The organism is Actinoplanes sp. NPDC026623, from assembly GCF_040638275.1.
Taxonomy (GTDB): Bacteria; Actinomycetota; Actinomycetes; order Mycobacteriales; family Micromonosporaceae; genus Actinoplanes.
Genome location: NZ_JBEZXZ010000170.1, coordinates 1 through 19201, shown reverse-complemented (window position 1 = coordinate 19201; position 19201 = coordinate 1). Strand labels below are relative to the sequence as shown.

Sequence of the window (19201 nt, the reverse complement as noted above, 5' to 3'; positions counted from 1 at the left end):
AGCCTCACCGCCTTCCGCACCCTCGCCGCCAACAACCTGTTCAACGTCAAGATCAGCTGAACCACCGCACGACCCCACGAGCCGCCCGGCGAACCAGCCGGGCGGCTCACCCGCATTTCAGGACCAGGGATCGGCGGGAGGATACGGGAGGGGGCGGCTGCCGGTGCGGAGGCTCCGGGGTTCCAGTGCCGCCGAAGGCTCGTTGCCGGCGGCGCCGGATGGTGCCGCGTACCACAAGGAAGATTCCCCCGCCGGCCACGAGGGCAGCAGAGAGATCCGCGCGCCCTCACCCGGCAGGGATGATCCCGATCGGCCCGGTGCGAGGAACCCTGGCGGGCGGATACCGGGCCGCGCCGGGCGGGCGGATCAGGCGGGAGGCAACTGGTGAACGGCTTGCTGCTGTGGGGGCTCGTGCTTCCGATCCTGCTCGTGGTCGCGGGCACCGTCGTCATCCTTCGCCGCCGCAACGGCCGGCGCTGACATGGGCGGGCTGGATCGAGCGCGGCTCGTGGCGGTCGCCGGGCTCGCGGCGCTGGCGGTGGCCGGATGCGGCGGCGGGGACGACCCGGCCAGTAGGCCGCAACGCCAGGTGGAGCGCAAACAGCAGGCGCTCACCGAGGCGCAGGCCGAGCTTCAGGGGCAGACGGCCGCCTTCTGCCGGAGCAGCGCGACCTACATCAAGTCGCTGGATCGCTACGGTGACCTGCTCGCCCGGAGCGAGCCGACCGTGGGCGACGTCAAGGAGGCCGGCGCCGACCTGACCGAGCCGCGCGCCGACGTGCTGTCCAGCGCCGAGCAGGTGCGGTCCGCGAGGGAGAAGGTGGCCACTGCCGAGCGGGAACTCGCCGACGCCTACGCCGCGCTCGCCTCCGTCAAGCCCTCGACGTCGGTTCCGCCGCCGGCGTCGCCCGCACCCACGCCGCCCGGCACCGCCGTCAACCGCGTCAAGCAGGCCGACGCCGACTTCACCGCCGCGAGCGCTGCGATCACCGACGGCACCCCGGTCAAGCAGGCGTCCGAGGACTTCAACGCCGCGGCCGTGGCGCTCGAGATGTCCTGGATCAAGCTGTTCACCGACGCCGGCTGCCTTCCTGAGGACCAGTACGAGCAGGCCCGGGCGGCGGCCCGCGACTACACCCTCGCACTGCAGAAGTCGCTGGCCGAGGCGGGCTATCTCAAGGGCGAGGTGGACGGCGTCTACGGGCCGGCGACGGTGGAGGCCGTGCAGGCCCTGCAGAAGGAAAACGATCTCCCGGTGACCGGCACGGTCGACAAGGCCACCGACGCGGCGTTGCGCGCCGACCTGCGGGCCAAGGGGGGCGCCGAGGCCGACCAGGACATCGCGGCGACGGCCGCGGTCCAGCAGACCCTGAAGCTGGCCGGTTACTGGCCCGGCCCCGTCGACGGCAACTGGACCGACGCCCTGACCGAAGCCCTCAAGGCCTTCCAGACCTCCCTGCACGTCGAGCCCACCGGCGAGGTCGACGCGGCCACGATCGCCGCCGTCGAACGGGGGCTGGCCCAGCGCTCCGCCTCCCCCGCCACGACCCCGTCCGCGGTCCCCAGCAAGTGATCTCCCGGCCGACGACAAGCGCCCGCCGATCCTGAATGGACCGGCACCGCCCGGTCGTCCCGGTCCGCCGGCAGGAGCGATCTGTCAGGTCCGTTCCAGGACGGCCGGGACGGCGACCGTCAGCATCTTCGCCCGCACCGACCGCAGCAGCTTCGCCATCAGGAACCCACCGGCACCCGTGAAACCCGTGTGTTCCCAGGTGAACCGGCTGCCGGTCGGCGACTCCTCGATCCGGTACGCCACGAAGCTGGGCGCCGCGCCCTCGTCGCCGACCCACGAGTAGCGCAGCAGCCGGGGCGCGTCGACCTCGAGGACCTCGCAGTCGACGATCCCGCGCCAGCCCATCACCGGCTTCGCGATCAGCCGGAAGCGCGTGCCGACGACGGGTTCGAAGCCCTCGGGCCGCCCGCCCTGCCCGGTGACGGTCCACTGGGCGACGAGCTCGGGCTCGGTCAGCACCCGCCAGACCTGCTCGACCGGGTACGGGTAGTCGCGGACGATGCGGAACTCGCTCATCGGGCCTCCAGATTCTTACTGTCTGTAGAAATTTACAGTAGCAGTAATTTTTCTGGGACCGTACTAAGATCGGCGCATGACCGAGGGGCTCCGGGAGCGCAAGAAGCGCGAGATGCGCCGCCTGCTGTCCGACACCGCGGCGCGGCTGTTCCTGGAGCGCGGCTTCGACGCGTTCCGGGTGGCCGACGTCGCCGAGGCCTGCGGCGTCTCGGAGAAAACGGTCTTCAACTACTTCCCGACCAAGGAATCCCTGGTCCTGGACCAGCTGGAGACGACAATGTCGGCGCTGCGCACCGGCCTCGCCGACCCCTCGGTGCCCCCGGTGCAGGCGGCGCTGCGCATCCTCGACACCGGCCTCACCGCCATGACCACGGGCGTGGCCACAAGCGGCGACCCCGGCTCGGCGCTCGACGGGTACCGGCGCTTCGGCGAGTTGATCGGCTCCAGCCCGTCGCTGCGGGCCTATCAGAGCGACACGATGGACCGCTTCGTCGCGGTGGCCGCGGAACTGCTCGCCGAGCGGATCGGGCTACACCCCGACGACCCCGAGCCGCAGATTGCCGCCGCCGCCCTGCTCGGCCTCTGGCGCGTCCAGTTCCAGAGCCTGCGCCGCCATCTGGCCACCACGTCGGACCCCGCGAAACTGCACACCGAGGTCACCTCCGACGTCCACCGCGCCGCGCGTCTCATCGAGCACGGCCTGGCCTCGGACTGGCACCCGCCACGGTCCGAGTTCGGGTAGACGCATCCCGGAGATTTCACGGACAGGGTGATTTTCCGGTGCTGTCCGGCCTGCGGCGAGCGCAACATCGTGCGGGAGAACGACTTCACCTGTGCCCGTGCGACAGCGCCCTGCCCGCGGAGTGGAACTTCACCTCGTCATGACCATCTGGCACGCCTATCGCGTTCCGCGGACGGATCGGGTCGGCCGTGCGGTTCCGGAGATCCGATGCCCCGCGACTCGAGATCAGGCGGACGCCGAATCGGGCAGGCGGGTACGGATCAGGTCGGCGTCGGCGTGGCCCAGTTCGTCGAGGATGTCCAGGGCGGACCGCCAGGCGGCGCGGGCATCGGCGTGGTGGCCGGCCGACTCGTGGGCGTCGCCGAGGTTGGCGAGCGCCTGCGCCTCGTTGGGCCGGTCACCGGCCTCCCGGTACAGCGGCAGGGCGTGCCGGTAGCAGTCGATCGCCGCCTTCTGGTGGCCGCGCCGGTGATGTGCGTACCCGATGCTGTCCCAGGCGGTCGCCTCGCCGTGGCGGTTGCCGATGGTGCGGTGCAGGTCGAGGGCCTGCCGGCAGTGGGCCAGTGCCTCTGGATACTCGCCGAGCTGGGCGTGCTGGAAACCGACGTTGTTGAGGGCTCTGGCCTCGCCGGCCAGGTTTCCGGCCGCCCGGAACAGATCGAGCGCGTGCCGATCGTGGCTGAGGGCCTCGGGGTGACGGCCCTGCCGCTCGTATTGCCGGGCCAGGTTGACGTGTGTCGTTGCCGTGCCCACCTGGTCGCCCACCTCGGCGAACAGTGCCAGGGCGGCGCGGAAGTGCGGCCGGCTGTCGTCGTAGCAGCCGATCATGTCGAGGGATCGGCCGAGGTTGCGGTGGATGTGCGCCTGTTCGCGGCGGTCGTCGAGGCGGCGGGCGGCGGCGAGGGCGTGGCTCTGCACGGTGATCTGTTCTTGCCAGTGTCCGCGCAGGTTGAGGAAGTTGGTCAGGGACCAGGCCAGCCCGGCGGTGTGCCGATCGAAACCTTCGGCCGCGGCCCGCCCGGCCACCGCGAGCAGGGCCGCGTGCTCGGTGGTGAACCACGCCATGGCGGCCTCGACATCGGCCAGGGGTGGCGGCTCCAGGTGGGCGGCCGCCGGCGCGAGGGCGGCCGGGTCGCGATGTGGGTACAGCAGCCGGTCGGCGGCGTGGGCGGTGTGGAGGTAGTAGTCGAACAGCCGGGTCAGGGCGGTGCGGCGGTCGGGGGGCGGGTCCTCGTCGCTGGCTCGACCGGCCGCGTAGGTGCGGACCAGATCGTGCAGGGTGTATCTCGTGGGGGTGGCCCGCTGCAGCAGCTGGTCCCGGTGCAGGTGGCGCAGGTGGGCCTCGGCGGCGGGCGGCCCGGTGCCGGCCAGGGCGGCGGCGGCGTACGCGTCGATGTCCTGGCCGGGATGCAATGACAGCAGGCGCAGCATTCGTCGCTGGTCGGCGGCCAGCTGCTGGTAGGACACCCCGAGGGCGAGTTCGACGTCGGTGTCCAGGCGCCGCTGGTGGTGGCGTTCGTCCAGTCGGTCGGCGTGGTCGGTCAGGGTCCAGCCGGGTGTCCCGCGGATGTGGGCGCCGACCAGGCCGAGCGCGATCGGCAGATGGCCGCACCGGCGGGCTATCCGGGCCGGCGCGTCCGGGTCGGATCCGATCGGGCACAGGGGTACGACGCCGGTCAGGAAGGCGACGGCCTCGCCCGGGGTGAACAGATCGACCAGGAGGTGGGTGGCGTTGCGCATGTCGCCGAGGTCGCGCCGGCTGGTGATCAGCACGGCGCAGCCGGGGCTGCCGGGCAGCAGCGGGTCGACCTGGTCGGTGGCGGCGGCGTCGTCCAGCACGATCAGGGCGCGGGTTCCGGCGAGACGGCGGCGGTAGGCGGCGATCCGGGCGCGCAGGTCGTGGGGGATCTGCTGACCCGCGACGCCCAGCAGCCGCAGAAAGCCTTCGAGGACCGAGGACGGGTCGGCCGGTGGTTGCGCGGGGTCGGGGTGAAATCCGCGCAGGTTGACGAACAGGACCTGATCGAACGGCTGCTCCCGGTGCAGGACGTGCCCGGCGTGGATGGCGAGCTGCGTCTTGCCGACCCCGGCCATCCCGGCGATCACTACCGCACCGCCGTGGTGCCCGCTACGGCACAGCCGGTCCAGCTCGGCGGACCGGCCGGTGAACCCGGCCAGATCCTGCGGCAGGGTGTCCTGGACCTGGACCCGGGTGGCCGCCTCGCGCTGCCCCCCGATCACCCGGAGCGACTGGCGCCAGCGCGTCACGTACCCCGGGTCGGGGTGCAGGGCCTGCACCACCGCGATGACCAGCTCGGGGTTGAGCCGGCGCCGTCCCGACCGGAAGCAGTCCACGATGGTGGTCTTGCCGGGTCGTTCGGCCGCCGGCAGCCCGGCGGCCTGCCAGGCGGCGTTGATCTGATCTTTGATCCATTCGTACGACGGGTTGCCCGCCCAGATCTTCAACAACCGCAGCCGGTCGATCAGGGCGTCGATGGTATGGGCGGATTCGGGATCGGGCGGATCCTCGAACGGCATGACCAGAGGCTAGTGACCGGACGGCACGGTGATTGTCGGCGTCTGGACACTTCGCGGTCGGATTCGGTCGGGATGTCTCGTCGGACGCTGCCGGCGGCGAACAGTGACCGCAACCGGCGACCCGCGAGGTCGCCCGACTTGGGGGGACCAAGAATGACCAGAATCGCTCCGCGGCTGTTCTTCGCCGCGGTTCTGACCGGCGCCTCCGTGCTCTTCGGCACGGTCGTGGCCACTGCGCCGGCGTCGGCCGCCACGACATGCTTCGGCCGGGCCGCCACGATCGTGGTGGCACCCGGCAGCGGCACCGTGCAGGGCACGGCCGGCACCGACGTGATCGTCGGTAGCTCAGGCCACGACACCATCTTCGCGAACGCTGGGGACGACTTCATCTGCGGCGGTGGTGGCGACGACTTCATCGACGGCGACTGCCCGTCCTGTGGGTTCGCGCCCACGGGCGACGACTCCATCGACGGTGGGATCGGCAACGACACCCTGAACGCCAACGGCGGGAACGACACCGTGTTCGGCGGCGCCGGCGACGACGACATCGAGGGTGGGGACGTGGCTGCCGGTGGTGGCTTCGACACACTGAACGGCGACGCCGGAAACGACACCATCTTCGGGGGCGCCGAAGACGGCGAGGTCATCGACGGTGGTGCCGGCAACGACTTCCTGGCGGGCAGCGCCGGGGCCGACATGATCAACGGTGGTGCCGACAACGACCAGATCTTCGGCGCCGATGGAGACGACACCTTGGTCGGCGGACCGGGTACCGACTCGGTGCGTGGTGACTTCGGCAACGACCGCCTGAACGGCAAGGACGGCGTCGGCGGCAACGACACGCTCGACGGCCGCGGCCCGTTCGTGAACAGCGGCAAGGACTTCTGTGTCGCGGACCTGGGCGACCACCTGACCAACTGCTGATGGGGTGACGTGCCCTGCTCGCAACGACGCGAGCGGGGCACGTTCGCGCACCCAGAGGAATGGAAGGGCAACCGGTGAACCTAACCCCCGGCCGGTACGGTTTCGGCGGCCTTCCTCCACGCGAGCAGTGCTTGTGCCAGGTCGTGTCGCGCAGGTTCACATACCGAGCTTCGACGTCGGCGGGAAATACGGTGAGAAATACGCAGGTCGAGTAGGCGGCAATGATGCATTGTCGATTCGATGTAGGCCGCCGAAATTTCGATGTTTCGAGTGAATCCCGAAGCTTCGGGCACGCCAAGGTGTTTCAGGTTGATCGCCTTGAACGTCAGCCACATCGCGGAGGCGCGGTCGATGTTGCCGAGTGCGCTTCGTAGGTGGCGACCAGTGTCCGGGACGCTCCCGGGCGGCGTCCCGGGCACCAGCGGACTCCAATTTTCGTACGGTTTACGTAACCCTCGAGCGCGCAGATAAGCTCATGAACCACTCCAAGTGCCTCGATACAGGAGGAGTGTGTCCGAGCCAATACCCGCTTTCGCTGGTCCGCTGCCGACCGGCGCGCCCTGTCCGCCTCGATTTCGTCATTCTTCGACTTTTCACTCAGGGCCTGCTGGCGGCGGGCGGCCAGTTCACTTTCCGCCGCGCGAGCCTGACGCAATGCCGCCTTGGATTGGATCGAAGAGGCAACCGCCGCAACCGCGGTGATGACGGCGGTCAAGAGTCAAATAAGGATAACCGTGTCCACGGCTACCAAGCATCTCAATGTTGTCAAGGCCGGAATCAACGCCGATTTGACTCCCCCCGGCGAGTCGAGCGGCTCGCGGCCACGAGCCGCAGTCGGCGGTCGCCAACTGACCACCCAACGACCCTAACCATCCGCGCCACTGTCCCTGACCTGCCGCGAAACGGCCCCGGCCCGGGACCGATCAGCGCTCGTCGTCGGACGCCTGTCTTGACGGGAATGCTGCGCTCAGGCCCGGGCCGCCCACTGGGTGAACGTGCTTACGGCGTCCGGCGCGCCGTCGATCCGTATGTCGGCGGCCGTGCGTCTGCCCGCCGCGTGGAGCACGAGTTCGAGGGGCGAACCCGAGACGGTGACGGTGCCCGGTCCGCTGCGGACGGCAATGACGTCGCCGCCGTCGGGTGCGAGTCTGACGCCGACGGGTGCCTTCCGATAGCCCCGCTTGAGGAACAGTTTCGAACGACGCCAAACCTCCTCGAGTTCGGCCGCGGGCAGTTCGCGCGGCGGAACCGGGCCGGAACCGCGGCGAAGGTCTTCGTGGTGGACGACGTACTCGACGAGGTTGACCGCCTCGTCGAAGCGACCCATCGGCGAGCGCGGCGAAGGCCCGGCCGCGAACCGGTCGACCAGCGCGGCGTAACCGCCGGGGGTGCCGGCCTCGGCGACCATCCGCCCCATGAACCGTTCCTCACCGGGCGACCGCGTCGTCACCTGATCCCAGATGTTGTGCAGGATCGCATGCTCGCGCTGGACCAGGTGCGCGCACAGCTGCCGCGCCGTCCAGCCGGCACACAGCGTCGGCGCGCCGGGGTCCGCGATGCGCAGGTCGGCCGCCAAGGAGCGGCGTTCCTCTTCCACCCAGCTCATTGCTGCGCCGTACCTCGCATTCAGCCGATGTAGGTGGATCCGGCTGAGGACGATCGTACGTCGGCGCCGCCGCGGCGCGCCGGACGGACGCCGGGTGGCGCGAGTCTTTGCGGGACACCGCGGGCCGACCGGCCTCGGCGCCCGTCTCGTCGAGACGCGATGCGTTTCGCGGATCGGCACATCGACGTCTCGGGCGCCGGCGGCCCACCGGCGAATCGGCCTTGGCATTCAAAGCCACATGCAGGAGAGTGTCTTAACTTCGTCAGCTTCTCGCAGACGTATGCCTAACCGCACCGTACCTACTTGAAATGGAACACAATATGGTTAATCCCGAGCCCTACGCCGGGCCGCCCGGCGACGACCCGACTCGTCCCGCACCTCCTCCGCCGCCGCCCGCCTACGGTCCTCCGCCGTCGGGACCCGGTTACCCACCGCCGCCCTTCACCCCGCCGGGTGGCGCTCCCGGAATGCCGATGAACGCGGTCGGCCAGCCGGGCAACTTGACCGACCGGTTCGTGGCGAGGCTCGTCGACGGCGTCATCGTGGGCGTCGTGGGCGTGCTCCTCAACATCGTGCTCGCGGCCATCTCGAACTCCTGGCTCCTCACCGGGTTCATCTCCGCGGTGGCAACCGCGGCCCTGTATCTCGGCTACTTCGCCTACTTCGAGTCCACTCGGGGCCAGACGATCGGCAAGCAGCTGATGAAGCTCAAGGCGTTCGGCCCGGACCACGTCAGCAACCCGACGCTGGAGCAGGCCGCCCGCCGGAACATCTACATGGCGTTCGGCATCGCCGGCGTCGTTCCGATCATCGGCGGCATCCTCGGCGGGCTGGCCGTGCTGGCAGCGGTGATCGTGGTTGCGGTCAACATCAACAGCGACCCGCAGCGTCAGCACCTGTTCGACAAGTTCGCCGGTGGCACGCAGGTCATCAAGGTCGGCTGACCGGCGTCAGACTCGCGTCGGTGATCCACGCCCGCCGGTCCGTGCTCAAGCGGAAGGTGACTTGAGCACGGGCCGGCCGACGCTGGAACAATGCCCGGCGTGGATCAAGTCGAGGATGTCCTGCACCGGCTGGGATCGGCGTTCGTCTCCGGGCTCAGGCGGCCCGGCTATCGGCTGATCACCGCGACCGAGCAGGGATTCCAGGCGCAGACCCACACCATGGCCGGCGAGCCGGCACTGCTCGGGCGCTGGGACAGCATGGAGCTGAACGAGGCCGAGGCGGCGCTGCGTACGGTCGCGGGGCGCGGGCTGGTCATCGAGGTGATCGGCGACCCGGACGGGAACTACACGGTCCACTGGGCGCGGGACGTGCCGTCGCTGCCGGCCCGGATCGTCCTCGACGAGGATTACCGCTTCCCCGGCCACGAGGAGGCGGCCACCCGCCGGCCCGGCGCCGCCGACCGGCGGCCCACCGACCCGGCGATCCTGGCCGAGGTCCGGCAGCTGGTCGCCGATTTCGTCGCCCGGCACCACCCGGCGGGATATGAGTCCGGGTACGGCGAGGAGGAGATCCTCGCCGCCGAGGAGCGGCTCGGGGTGCGTCTGCCGGAGGACCTGCGGGCCCTCTACCGCGTCATCCGCGACGATCGCCAGGAGTCCGGCCTGATGGACCCGTTCGTCCTTGCTCCGCTGGACGTCCTGCTCCGGTGGAACCGGGCGAACGCGCCAGGCTGGCAGGACGGGCTCTTCGACGACCCGGTGATCTTCGATTGTCACCCGGCCGGGCACGTGCGCCGGGTGTCCACGAGCGGCGCGCGGCTGACGTTCGCCCGCGACTACGGCATGAACTTCGGTGCGGTCGACCTCGACCCCGGTCCGCTGGGCGTTTCCGGTCAGGTTCTCAGGTACGGCCGGGACGTGTGGGCGCCCGCCGGGTATGTCGCGCCGTCGATCCGCGACCTGATCCGCCGGGCGATCGACTCGCTCGACGAGGCACACCCGGAACCACCCAGCCACGAAACGCGGGTGGTCGAGGTCGAGGACCCGGCGGTGGTCCAGGCGGTGCGCCTGGGCGGGATCGGCGAGGCCCGCTTCGCGGACCTGGGCCGGTTCCGCAATCTTCGATCGATAACCATCCTCGGCGTACGGCAGAAGGTTGACATGTCGATCCCGGAGGGCCTGCCGGTCGAGCGGGTCGACGTCAACGCGTCCCGCTTCGATCCGGCCGACCTCGTCGCAACGCCGACCGTGTCCTGCCTGACCCTCGCGGGCAACGACGCCCCGGTGTCGATCGCCGCCCTGGCGGCCCTGCCGAACCTGCTGCGCCTGGACCTCTCCGGCGCGGCCGTGACCGACGTCGAGGCCCTCGCCTCGTTCCCGGCCCTGCGGGTCCTGATCCTCAACGGTCGCCAGTGGACCAGCCTGCTGGCCACCGGCTGGCGGCCCGCCCGGCTGGCGGCGGTCGCCCTCGGCGGGGCCGCCGGCGTGGGTGACGCCGCCCGCTGGTCCCGGGCCTTCGGCTCCCCCGCCGGCTACCACACCCTCGGCGGCCGGCGCCGCTGACGGACCTGGCCGGGGCGGCCGCCTCAGCCGGTGAATGTCGCGTCGAAGTCGCCGGCGGACGTCGTCCGCGCGCACTTTGTTCCGGCGAACAAGTCCGCACCGCCATCTTTGATGTCTCATCCATAGCCGCGGCGCCGCCACGCGGCGACAATGTTGGTTTCTGATAGTTAATGATCGGTCGCTCGCGCATCCTGTTCGCTTGTGATCGGTCTCATGGAACCATGCCCCCGTCCCCTCCGTTCCCCGGAAGGCATCCCCATGCTTGAAGGAAGGCATCGCCATCCCGCGCTGTCCCGATCCGTGCTGGCACTGGTTGTGCCGGCGGCGATCGTCCTCGCCGCTCCCACGCCGGCCGCCGCCGCGACCACCTGGACCGTCACCGGCCCGTCCAGCGGCTCGCCGACGTCCGCCCAGGTGACCCTGAACGACAACGGCACGCTCGCGTTCGCCGTGTCGAGCCAGGGCCGCGCCGTGCTGTCCCCCTCCCCTATCGGCATCGTGACCAGCGCCGCCGACCTGACGAGAAACCTCACCTTCACCGGCCGCACGGACCGCACGGTCACCGAGTCCTACACGATGACGACCGGCAAGCAGCGCAGCCGGTCCACCGCCTACGCCGAGACGACGCTGTCGTTCACGGGCGCCGGCGGGGCCCGCCTCGACGTCGTGGTCCGCGCGTCGAACACCGGCGCCGCCTACCGTTACGTGCTGCCCGGCAGCGGATCCGTGACGGTGCAGCGCGAGGCGTCGTCCTGGGCGGTGCCCGCGTCCTCGAACGCCTGGCTGTTGCCCGCCTCCCGCGAGGACCAGGGATACCCGGTGCAGACCACCGCCGGCGGCGCCGCGGCCGACACCTTCCGGGTGCCGGCGCTGTTCGAGTCCGGCGGGGCCTTCGCGCTGCTCGCCGAGGCCGACCTGGACGGCCGGTACGCCGCCGGCAGCCTGACCCACACGGCCGGGTCGGGGACCTACGGCATCTCGCCGGCCAGCACCAGCGTCACCACCAGCCTGCCACTGTCGACGCCGTGGCGCACCGCGGCGGTCGGCAGCCTGAGCGCGGTCACCCAGTCGACGATCGTCGACGACCTGTCCGCCCCGTCGCGGGTGAGCGGGACGTCCTGGGTCAAGCCCGGCAGCGTGGCCTGGTCCTGGCTGACCGAGCACTCCAGCCCGTCGAACGAGAGCCGGCAGCGGCAGTACATCGACTTCGCCGCGCGCAACGGCTGGGGCTACGTGCTCATCGACGAGGGCTGGCAGGAGAGCTGGGCGCCCGGCGTGGTGTCCTACGCCCGGTCCAAGGGTGTGCAGGTGCTCCTCTGGTTCAACTCCTCCACCCTCTGGACCGCCGCCCAGCGTGAGGCCTGGCTTCCGAAGATCAAGAGCTGGGGCGTGGCCGGCGTCAAGGTCGACTTCGCGTACGAGTACACCCAGCCGACCCTGCAGTGGTACGACGCCATCCTGGCCCGGACCGCCGAGTTGCAGCTCATGATCAACTTCCACGGCTCCGGCACCCCGCGCGGCCTGCAGCGCACCTGGCCGCACGTGATGACCGCCGAGGCGGTGCACGGCGCGGAGCAGTTCCTGCGCGCGTCGAAGAACACGATGCTGCCGTTCAACCGCAACGCCATCTCGAGCATGGACTACACCCCGGTCATCTTCAGCCCCTACAACCGGGACACCACACCGGCGCACGAGCTCGCGACCGCGATCGTCTTCGAGTCCGGCTGGCAGCACCTCGGCGACAACCCGGAGAGCTACGAGGCCCGGCCCGAGGCGTTGCGCGTCCTCAACCAGCTGCCCACCGCCTGGGACGAGACCAGGCTGCTCGGCGGCCGGCCCGGGCAGGACGCCTACTTCGCCCGCCGCAACGCCGGGAAGTGGTACCTCGGCGGGATCTCCGCCGTCGCCGCGAAGACCTACACGACGCCGCTGAGCTTCCTCGGCGGCGGCCAATGGCTGCTGGAGACCGTGCGGGACGGCGCGAACTCGGCGCTGCTGCGCGAGACCCAGGTTGTCACCAACGCCTCGACCCTGTCGGTGGCGATGCTGGAACGCGGCGGCTTCGCCTCGGTCCTGTGCCCCTACACCGCCGGGATGACCACCTGCGGCTCCGCGGCGATCGGAGTGCTCAAGGGCGAGGGTTCCGGGCGCTGCGTCGACGTGCCGTTCGCCGGCCAGGCAAACCGGACCCGGGTGGAGCTCTTCGACTGCCACGGCGGCGCCAACCAGACCTGGACGTCGACGACGTCGAAGGAGCTACGGGTGTACGGCGTCAAGTGCCTGGACGTCGACGGCGGCGGCACCGCCGACGGCACCCCGGTCACCATCTTCGACTGCACCGGCGGCGCCAACCAGCAGTGGAGCCTCGCCGCCGACGGCACCGTGGTGAGCGCCGCGTCCGGCAAGTGCCTGGACGCCGTCGGTGCCGCCACGGCCAACGGGACCCAGCTGCAGATCTGGCCCTGCAACGGCGGCGCCAACCAGAGGTGGTCGCGCGCCTGACACACCGGCCGGCCTGCCCGTACGGATGCGGGCAGGTCAGCCGCCGGCCGCCGGGCGCCGGCGGTTCAGCAGCCACCACGCCGTCACCAGGTCCTCGGTGCGCCGCAGGTCGAGGCCCGTGAGCTCGTGGAAGCGGTGGACGCGGTACCGGACCGTGTTCCGGTGCACGGCGAGGCGCTCGGCCGCGTCCCGCACCTGCTGATCGCACTCGAGATAGACCCGTACCGTCTCCTCGATGTCGCGATTGGCCCGGCCCGCGCCGGCCAGCCCGGTCAGGTGGCGCGCGGACAGCCCGGCGGCGACACGCGCGGCGGTCAGGACCAGCGGGCGCGGCCCGAGATCGGCGAGCCTCACCAGGCCCGACTGCCGGAACCGGGCTGCGGTCTCCAGCGCCAGCACCGCCTCGGCGAACCCGTCGTGGAGCCGCTCGAGCGCGTCGGCGGTTCCGGCGGCGACCAGGTGGCCGGCGAGCTGCCCGGCGAGCTGCTCGATCGAGCCCGCAGCGATGAAACCGAGGCAGCCGCCGACCTCGGCGAACAACAGCCGATCCGCCGGCATCCGCAGGGCGGACGCGATCGCCCGGCGGATCGCCTCCGCCTCCGCGGGCGACGCCGCCCGGGCCGCGAGCGGCACGTGGCGCGCCCGGGTGTCCAGCCCGAACAGGGGCGCGTCGCGGTTGATGTGATCCCCCGGCAGCGTCCCGCCGAGCACGCCGCCGGCGAACGCGGACCGGCGCTCGGCGTCGAAATAGGCCCGCTCCAGGGCGAGATCGCGCTGTACGCGGGCGAACACCGACGCGGCCTCGTTCGAGAACTCCCAGGTGCTGTCGTGCATCGCCAGCACGAGTTCCGGCGGCAGCCCCACCTCGACGGCCACCTCGTCGAGCACCGCGAGCATCGCGCGCGAGCCGAGCTGATATCCGGCGGCCAGCACCTCGGGCGGTATTCCACGGGAGGTGCGCTCGGCGGCATGGGCGCCGAGCAGGCCGCGCAGGGCGGCGTCGGGCACCCGCAGGCTGGACAGCTCCGCGATCAGCGTGTCCATGAACTGCTGCGCGGTCGCGCGGATCTCCTCGTCGGTGAGCACCCCGTACTCGGGCAGATGCAGGCGGGCGAGGGCGAGGAACCTGTCGGCGAAGACGGCCTGGCTCGTGCGCAGCAGCTCGACGGCGTCCGCCACCTTTCGGCGGGTCGGCTCGTCCAGCGCGGCGAGGTCCGGCATTCCTCTGCGGGCAGGCCAGGCCGCCGGTATCGCTCGCGTCATGGCCAGAGACTATGCCGATCCACTGTGGAGCCGGAAACACCGTCATCGTCGGGGCCGGGTCCGGGAAAGGCCTCGACGCGGTCGCGCACGGCACCGCGCCGGCCATCTGGACCTGCACCGGCGGCGCGAATCGGAAGTGGTCCCGGCAGTGACGCCGGAACCCGGGCTACGGGTTGTAGTGACCGTCGACGCACTCCTCGGGCGGCACCGGCACCACGGAGTCGTCCGGGGCCAGACACTCCACGGTCTCCTCGTCCGACGAGTCCTCGTCGTCTTCGAGGAAGGGGTTGAGGCCCGGGGCGGAATCGAGGCCGGGCTCGATGGAGCCGCCGATCGCGTCCGAGACGACGCTGCCGAGGCCGGCCGCCGTCGCCACCGTGGCCGTGACGGCGGCCATCGGCACCGCGAACAGCACGATGAGGCAGGCGGCGAAGACGGAGAAGCCCACGTCGCGACGGCGGTTGAGGGATACCGCGGCCAGGTGCAGGCTCACGACCGCCAGCACGCCCACCTCGGCCAGCACGATCTTGAGGGCGAGCAGGTGGTCGCCCTTGACGTTGGCGAACACGAACGTCGCCGCCACGAGCACGAGCACGCACAGCCAGCTCACGCCGTACGCGATCCGGCCCGGCGTGGCCTGCCGCAGCAGCCGGGCCGGCCATCGACGGCCCGGGGCCTCCGGCGGCGGCGAGGCGAGGTCGATCAGTGCGGGTTCGAGCGGCGGGTCAGCAGACATGCCCCGTCCGGTCGGCAGCCGGCGTGCCGACCTGAACGAACACACCGCCTCACTTGGATTCGATGCGGCCCGGCGGGTCGGTGACCCCGGCCAGCTCGGCGCTCGCCGCCTGCCAGCTGCGGTCCTGCGGGTAGAGCGCGCTGCGCAGGTACGCCCAGGTGAGCCGCTGGATCAGGGCGACCCGCCCGGGATTCTCGTCCGTCGTCTCGGTGACGCCGTACCCGCTGATCCCGCCGAGGGAGTGTTCCGCACCGAACAGGGTCAGCAGGCTCTTGCGTCCCGGGCTCAGGAAGTAGGGGTCCGTGAACCAGTCCGGCCCCCGGACGGACAGGGCGGACCGGTCCCGATCCCCGGCGACGACGAGCGCGCCTGTGGCATCCTGAACAAGCGGAGCAGTGTTCCGTTATTCAACATACGGAACGCCGTTCCGTTTGCCAAGGGTGCGGACCGGAGGTAGCGGCGCGGTGGTCGACAGCGACAGCGAAGCGGGGCCGGCGGCGCCGCGGCGGCGGGCCGACGCCCGGCGCAACCAGCAGACGCTGCTGGACGCCGCCGCCGCGGCCTTCATCGCCTCCGGCGTCGACGCGCCCGTGCGCGACATCGCCGCCCGGGCCGGCGTCGGGATCGGCACGATCTACCGCCACTTCCCCACCCGGGCGGACCTCATCGTCGCGGTATACCGGCACCAGGTCGAGGCGTGCGCCGCCGCCGGGCCGACCCTGCTGGCGAGCGCCGGCACGCCGCACGCCGCCCTGGCGCGGTGGATCAACCTCTTCGTCGACTTCCTGGTCACCAAGCACGGGCTCGCCGAGGCGCTGCAATCCGGCGACGCCGCCTTCGAGACCCTGCACGCCTACTTCCTGGAGCGCCTCGTGCCCGTGTGCGCCCGGCTGCTCGACGCCGCCGCGGGTGAGATCCGCGAGGACGTCGAGGCCCTCGAACTGATGCGCGGCGTCGGCAACCTCTGCATCGGCGCGGGCAAGGACCCCCGCTACGACGCCCGTCGCATGGTCGAGCTCCTCATCGCGGGGCTGCGCGTGCGCCGGTGAGCAATTTTCTGCCTGGCCTCGGGCCGGGAGGTATGAGGTGACGGCCACCCTCCGTACGAGGGTGGCCGTCCTTGACGGTGAATCAGTTGTCGCTGGGCGAGGTGACCAGGTAGGTGGTGCCGACCGCGGTGCCCGGGATCACGGTGCCGTTGGCGTCCGTGGCCGCCTCGACCCGGACCGCGGCGTCATTCTCCTGCATCGGCAGGTCGGCCTGGAACGGGAACTCCAGGGTGCGCACCTGGCCCGGCGCCAGCGGCGCCTCGACGCAGGCGGCATCCCAGTCCACGAGGAACGTCCGGACGCAACCGGTCCAGCCGGCGAACGTGGCCGCGGCGCCGTTCGCCTGGAAGGTGACCGTCGGGTACTGCACGGTCTCCGCGCTCAGGTTCTGGATCGTGACGAGCGTCGAGCCGTGGCGGACGCCGGCCTCGTCCGCAGCGCCGTAGACGAGCGGCGTCGCCTTGATCGTGAAGACGCCGGTCAGCTTCGCGAACGAGACCTGCCAGCTCACCGTGCTCGCGGTGCCGGCGATCGGCGTACCGTCGCGGTCCGAGGCCTGCTCGAGCCGGGCCCGGACGGTGGCGACCCGGCCGGACGCCTGGCGGGTCTGCCACGGCAGGACCAGTTCCCGGGACTCGCCGGCGGCCAGCGGATCGATGATGCAGGTGAGGTAGGTCGTCCGCTTGGCCAGGTAGGTGCAGTCCGCATCCTGGGTCAGGACGTCCCGCTTGTTCACCCGGAAGGTCAGCAGCGGGAAATCGACAGGCTCGGTTCCGTGGTTGGTGACCGTGATGACGTTGCTGCCGCTGCGCAGGCCGGTGAGGTCCGGCTGGCCGTAGACCAGATCGGTCGCGGTGGCGGTGAGAACGGCGGGCGTCCTGGTCTCCGCCCCGGACTCGGCCGGCGCCCTGGTGGCGGTCTTCACGACCGCCGGCCCGGCCTGCGCGGGCTCGTTCGGCGCGACCGGCTCGGCGACGGTGAGCCGCTCGGCGGCCGCCGGCGCGGGCGCGGCCCTGGTGCCCGGACGGCTCACCGCGGCGGCCGCGGAGGCGACGCCGAGCGTGACCCCGAGCGTGACCGCCGCGGTCAGCAGGCCCCGGCGCAGTTTCGTGTTCATATTTTCTCCCCGTGTCCCCCGTGGACGCCCGTCCACTGGGGACAAAACTAGGGATCGATCATGGCGCATGGAAGCGACGCGCCGGGCCGTGGCACGAATACGCGAGAAGCATCGATCCGGGCGGCGTCTCCGGATCAGCGTTCCAGGATGGCGACGACGCCGAGGCCGCCGGCGGCGCAGATGGAGATCAGGCCGCGGCCGGAGCCCTTCTCGGCGAGCAGCCCGGCCAGGTTCGCCACGATCCGGCCCCCGGTCGCGGCGAACGGATGGCCGGCCGCCAGCGACGAGCCGTTGACGTTGAGCCGGTCCCGGTCGATCGGGCCGGGCGGGGCGTCCAGGCCGAGGCGCTCCTTGGCGAACTCCGGCGACTCCCAGGCGGCCAGGGTGGCCAGCACCTGCGAGGCGAACGCCTCGTGGATCTCGTAGAAGTCGAAGTCCTGCAGGGTGAGGCCGTTGCGCGCGAGCATCCGCGGCACCGCGTACGCGGGCGCCATCAGCAGGCCCTCGTCGCCGTGCACGAAGTCGACGGCGGCGGTCTCGGAGTCGGTGAGATAGGCCAGCACCGGAAGCGACCGCTCCTGCGCCCACTGCTCGGACGCCAGCAGCACCGTGGACGCGCCGTCGGTCAGCGGCGACGAGTTGCCGGCGGTCATGGTGGCGCGCCCGGCGTCCGGTCCCCGGGTGCCGAAGGCCGGCTTGAGCCTGGCGAGCCGGTCCAGGCTGGTGTCGCCGCGCAGGTTCTGGTCGCGGGTCAGCCCCAGGAACGGCGTGACCAGGTCGTCGAAGAAACCCCTGTCGTACGCGGCGGCGAGGCGCTGGTGCGAGGCGAGGGCCAGGGCGTCCTGCGACTCGCGGTCGATGTTCCACCGCAGGGCGGTGACGGCGGCGTGCTCGCCCATCGACATGCCGGTGCGCGGCTCGGCGTTGCGCGGGATCTCGGGCCGGAACGCCTGCTGCGGGCGCAGCCGGGCGGCGGCCCTGACCCGGGCGCCGAGCGTGCGGGCCCGGTTGAGCTCGAGCAGCGCGCGCCGCATGTCCTCGTTGAGCTGCAGCGGCGCGTCCGAGGTGGTGTCGACCCCGCCGGCGATGCCGACCTCGAGCCGGCCCAGGGCGATCTTGTTGGCGACCGCGATGACGGCCTGCAGGCCGGTGCCGCAGGCCTGCTGCAGGTCGTACGCCGGGGTGCGCGGGTCCAGCCGGGAGCCGAGCACGACCTCCCGGGTGAGGTTGAAGTCGCGGGAGTGCTTGAGCACCGCGCCGGCGACCACCTCGCCGACCTGCTGCCCGGCCAGCCCGTACCGGGCGACCAGGCCGTCCAGGGCGGCCGTGAGCATGTCCTGGTTGGAGGCCTGCGCGTACGGGCCGCCGGAGCGGGCGAACGGGATGCGGTTTCCGCCGACGACGGCGACACGGCGCACGGACTGCACGACTTACCCCCAGCGACATCGCGAATGACATACCCGCGGGTAGGCTACGCCCGTGCGCGACAGGTATGCGAGCTTCGCGAATTCCGGGCCCGGCCGGACCGTGGTGCGGCGCCTCGGGCTTCCCGACCCGCCCCGACTGCGGCGACACGCGGCGGGCGAGCCGCTCACGCCCGGGCCGATCCTGCTGGGCTCGGCGCCCGGCGGCCGGCTCGCCGATCCGGTGCGCAAGCTGTTCGACGTCACCGATTCCGGCGCCGAGGACACCCGTTACGGCGCGCTGATCTTCGACGCCACCGGGGTCACCGAGTCGGCCGGCCTGCGCGCCCTCTACGACTTCTTCCACCCGCGGGCCCACTCGCTGCTCGCCTCCGGCCGGGTGGTGGTGCTGGGCACCCCGTCGCAGGGGTGCGGATCGCCGCGGGAGGCGACCGCGCAGCGTGCCCTCGAAGGGCTGGTCCGCAGCATCGGCAAGGAGTTCGGCCGCGGCATCACCGCCCAACTGGTCCTGGTGGCGCCGGGCGGCGAGACGGCGATCGAGTCGACCCTGCGCTTCCTGCTCAGCGGCCGATCCGCGTACGTGTCGGGTCAGGTGATCCGGGTCGGCGCCGGCACGGTGACCGCGCCGGCCGACTGGGAGCGCCCCCTGGACGGCAGGACCGCTCTGGTCACCGGCGCCGCGCGGGGCATCGGGGCGGCCATCG

At 71.6% G+C, this 19201-nt stretch carries 14 protein-coding genes and 2 pseudogenes; 8 read left to right on the top strand and 8 right to left on the bottom strand.

Annotation, left to right across the window (positions count from 1 at the left end; genetic code table 11):
• The first annotated feature begins 481 nt into the window (after nt 1-481).
• Nucleotides 482-1573, top strand: coding sequence for a peptidoglycan-binding domain-containing protein (locus tag AB0F10_RS34485; protein WP_360634906.1), 1092 nt, complete (start codon nt 482-484; stop codon nt 1571-1573).
• A gap of 84 nt (nt 1574-1657) precedes the next feature.
• Here AB0F10_RS34485 and AB0F10_RS34480 read toward each other — a convergent pair whose 3' ends face one another.
• Complete coding sequence (locus AB0F10_RS34480) at nt 1658-2089, bottom strand: SRPBCC domain-containing protein (RefSeq protein WP_360634903.1); 432 nt, start codon at nt 2087-2089, stop codon at nt 1658-1660.
• A gap of 76 nt (nt 2090-2165) precedes the next feature.
• Here AB0F10_RS34480 and AB0F10_RS34475 point away from each other — a divergent pair, with 76 nt between their 5' ends.
• Entirely contained in the window at nt 2166-2831 is a 666-nt protein-coding gene (locus tag AB0F10_RS34475; RefSeq protein ID WP_360634900.1) for a TetR family transcriptional regulator, read from the top strand.
• Between the two features lie 225 nt (nt 2832-3056).
• Here AB0F10_RS34475 and AB0F10_RS34470 read toward each other — a convergent pair whose 3' ends face one another.
• Nucleotides 3057-5369, bottom strand: coding sequence for a tetratricopeptide repeat protein (locus tag AB0F10_RS34470; protein ID WP_360634897.1), 2313 nt, complete (start codon nt 5367-5369; stop codon nt 3057-3059).
• A 153-nt stretch (nt 5370-5522) separates the two neighbouring features.
• On the opposite strand from AB0F10_RS34470, the gene AB0F10_RS34465 reads away from it, so the two are divergent.
• The gene (locus AB0F10_RS34465; RefSeq protein WP_360634894.1) at nt 5523-6293 is read left to right on the top strand and encodes a calcium-binding protein; all 771 of its coding nucleotides are present in this window, start codon (nt 5523-5525) and stop codon (nt 6291-6293) included.
• Between the two features lie 967 nt (nt 6294-7260).
• Here AB0F10_RS34465 and AB0F10_RS34460 read toward each other — a convergent pair.
• Nucleotides 7261-7899: a TIGR03085 family metal-binding protein gene (locus tag AB0F10_RS34460; RefSeq protein WP_360634891.1), complete on the bottom strand. Its 639-nt coding sequence runs from the start codon at nt 7897-7899 to the stop codon at nt 7261-7263.
• 473 nt (nt 7900-8372) lie between these two features.
• On the opposite strand from AB0F10_RS34460, the gene AB0F10_RS34455 reads away from it, so the two are divergent.
• From AB0F10_RS34455 to AB0F10_RS34445, 3 genes are all read left to right on the top strand, one after another.
• Nucleotides 8373-8843, top strand: a complete 471-nt coding sequence (locus AB0F10_RS34455) for an RDD family protein (protein WP_360634888.1) — start codon at nt 8373-8375, stop codon at nt 8841-8843.
• Nucleotides 8844-8942: 99 nt separating this feature from the next.
• Complete coding sequence (locus tag AB0F10_RS34450) at nt 8943-10406, top strand: SMI1/KNR4 family protein (protein ID WP_360634885.1); 1464 nt, start codon at nt 8943-8945, stop codon at nt 10404-10406.
• 300 nt (nt 10407-10706) lie between these two features.
• A complete protein-coding gene (locus AB0F10_RS34445) occupies nt 10707-12908 on the top strand; it encodes a glycoside hydrolase family 97 catalytic domain-containing protein (RefSeq protein ID WP_360634882.1) in 2202 nt (733 codons plus the stop codon).
• A gap of 36 nt (nt 12909-12944) precedes the next feature.
• On the opposite strand, the gene AB0F10_RS34440 is transcribed toward AB0F10_RS34445, so the two are convergent.
• The 3 genes and pseudogenes from AB0F10_RS34440 to AB0F10_RS34430 form a co-directional block, all read right to left on the bottom strand.
• Nucleotides 12945-14171, bottom strand: a complete 1227-nt coding sequence (locus tag AB0F10_RS34440; protein WP_360634879.1) for a helix-turn-helix domain-containing protein — start codon at nt 14169-14171, stop codon at nt 12945-12947.
• A gap of 166 nt (nt 14172-14337) precedes the next feature.
• Nucleotides 14338-14907 carry a hypothetical protein gene (locus AB0F10_RS34435; protein ID WP_360634876.1) on the bottom strand — a complete coding sequence of 190 codons (570 nt, stop codon included), beginning with the start codon at nt 14905-14907 and terminating at the stop codon, nt 14338-14340.
• Nucleotides 14908-14956: 49 nt separating this feature from the next.
• Nucleotides 14957-15271, bottom strand: a pseudogene (locus tag AB0F10_RS34430) (chlorophyllase); the annotation flags it as partial.
• A 100-nt stretch (nt 15272-15371) separates the two neighbouring features.
• Between AB0F10_RS34430 and AB0F10_RS34425 the strand changes: the two are divergent.
• Nucleotides 15372-15956 (top strand): helix-turn-helix domain-containing protein, encoded by a 585-nt coding sequence (locus AB0F10_RS34425; RefSeq protein ID WP_360634873.1) that lies wholly within the window; start codon nt 15372-15374, stop codon nt 15954-15956.
• Between the two features lie 82 nt (nt 15957-16038).
• Here AB0F10_RS34425 and AB0F10_RS34420 read toward each other — a convergent pair whose 3' ends face one another.
• Both AB0F10_RS34420 and AB0F10_RS34415 read right to left on the bottom strand, forming a co-directional pair.
• Nucleotides 16039-17073 (bottom strand): hypothetical protein, encoded by a 1035-nt coding sequence (locus AB0F10_RS34420; protein WP_360634870.1) that lies wholly within the window; start codon nt 17071-17073, stop codon nt 16039-16041.
• A gap of 134 nt (nt 17074-17207) precedes the next feature.
• The gene (locus AB0F10_RS34415) at nt 17208-18500 is read right to left on the bottom strand and encodes an acetyl-CoA C-acetyltransferase (protein WP_360634867.1); all 1293 of its coding nucleotides are present in this window, start codon (nt 18498-18500) and stop codon (nt 17208-17210) included.
• A gap of 52 nt (nt 18501-18552) precedes the next feature.
• Between AB0F10_RS34415 and AB0F10_RS34410 the strand changes: the two are divergent.
• Nucleotides 18553-19201, top strand: a pseudogene (locus AB0F10_RS34410) (short chain dehydrogenase); the annotation flags it as partial.

Coding starts and splice junctions, on each gene's coding strand:
- AB0F10_RS34480 (WP_360634903.1), bottom strand. CDS start 2,089: ATGAGCGAGTTCCGCATCGTCCGCGACTACCCGTACCCGGTCGAGCAG.
- AB0F10_RS34460 (WP_360634891.1), bottom strand. CDS start 7,899: ATGAGCTGGGTGGAAGAGGAACGCCGCTCCTTGGCGGCCGACCTGCGC.
- AB0F10_RS34465 (WP_360634894.1), top strand. CDS start 5,523: ATGACCAGAATCGCTCCGCGGCTGTTCTTCGCCGCGGTTCTGACCGGC.
- AB0F10_RS34455 (WP_360634888.1), top strand. CDS start 8,373: ATGAACGCGGTCGGCCAGCCGGGCAACTTGACCGACCGGTTCGTGGCG.
- AB0F10_RS34475 (WP_360634900.1), top strand. CDS start 2,166: ATGACCGAGGGGCTCCGGGAGCGCAAGAAGCGCGAGATGCGCCGCCTG.
- AB0F10_RS34470 (WP_360634897.1), bottom strand. CDS start 5,369: ATGCCGTTCGAGGATCCGCCCGATCCCGAATCCGCCCATACCATCGAC.
- AB0F10_RS34435 (WP_360634876.1), bottom strand. CDS start 14,907: ATGTCTGCTGACCCGCCGCTCGAACCCGCACTGATCGACCTCGCCTCG.
- AB0F10_RS34485 (WP_360634906.1), top strand. CDS start 482: ATGGGCGGGCTGGATCGAGCGCGGCTCGTGGCGGTCGCCGGGCTCGCG.
- AB0F10_RS34440 (WP_360634879.1), bottom strand. CDS start 14,171: ATGACGCGAGCGATACCGGCGGCCTGGCCTGCCCGCAGAGGAATGCCG.
- AB0F10_RS34420 (WP_360634870.1), bottom strand. CDS start 17,073: ATGAACACGAAACTGCGCCGGGGCCTGCTGACCGCGGCGGTCACGCTC.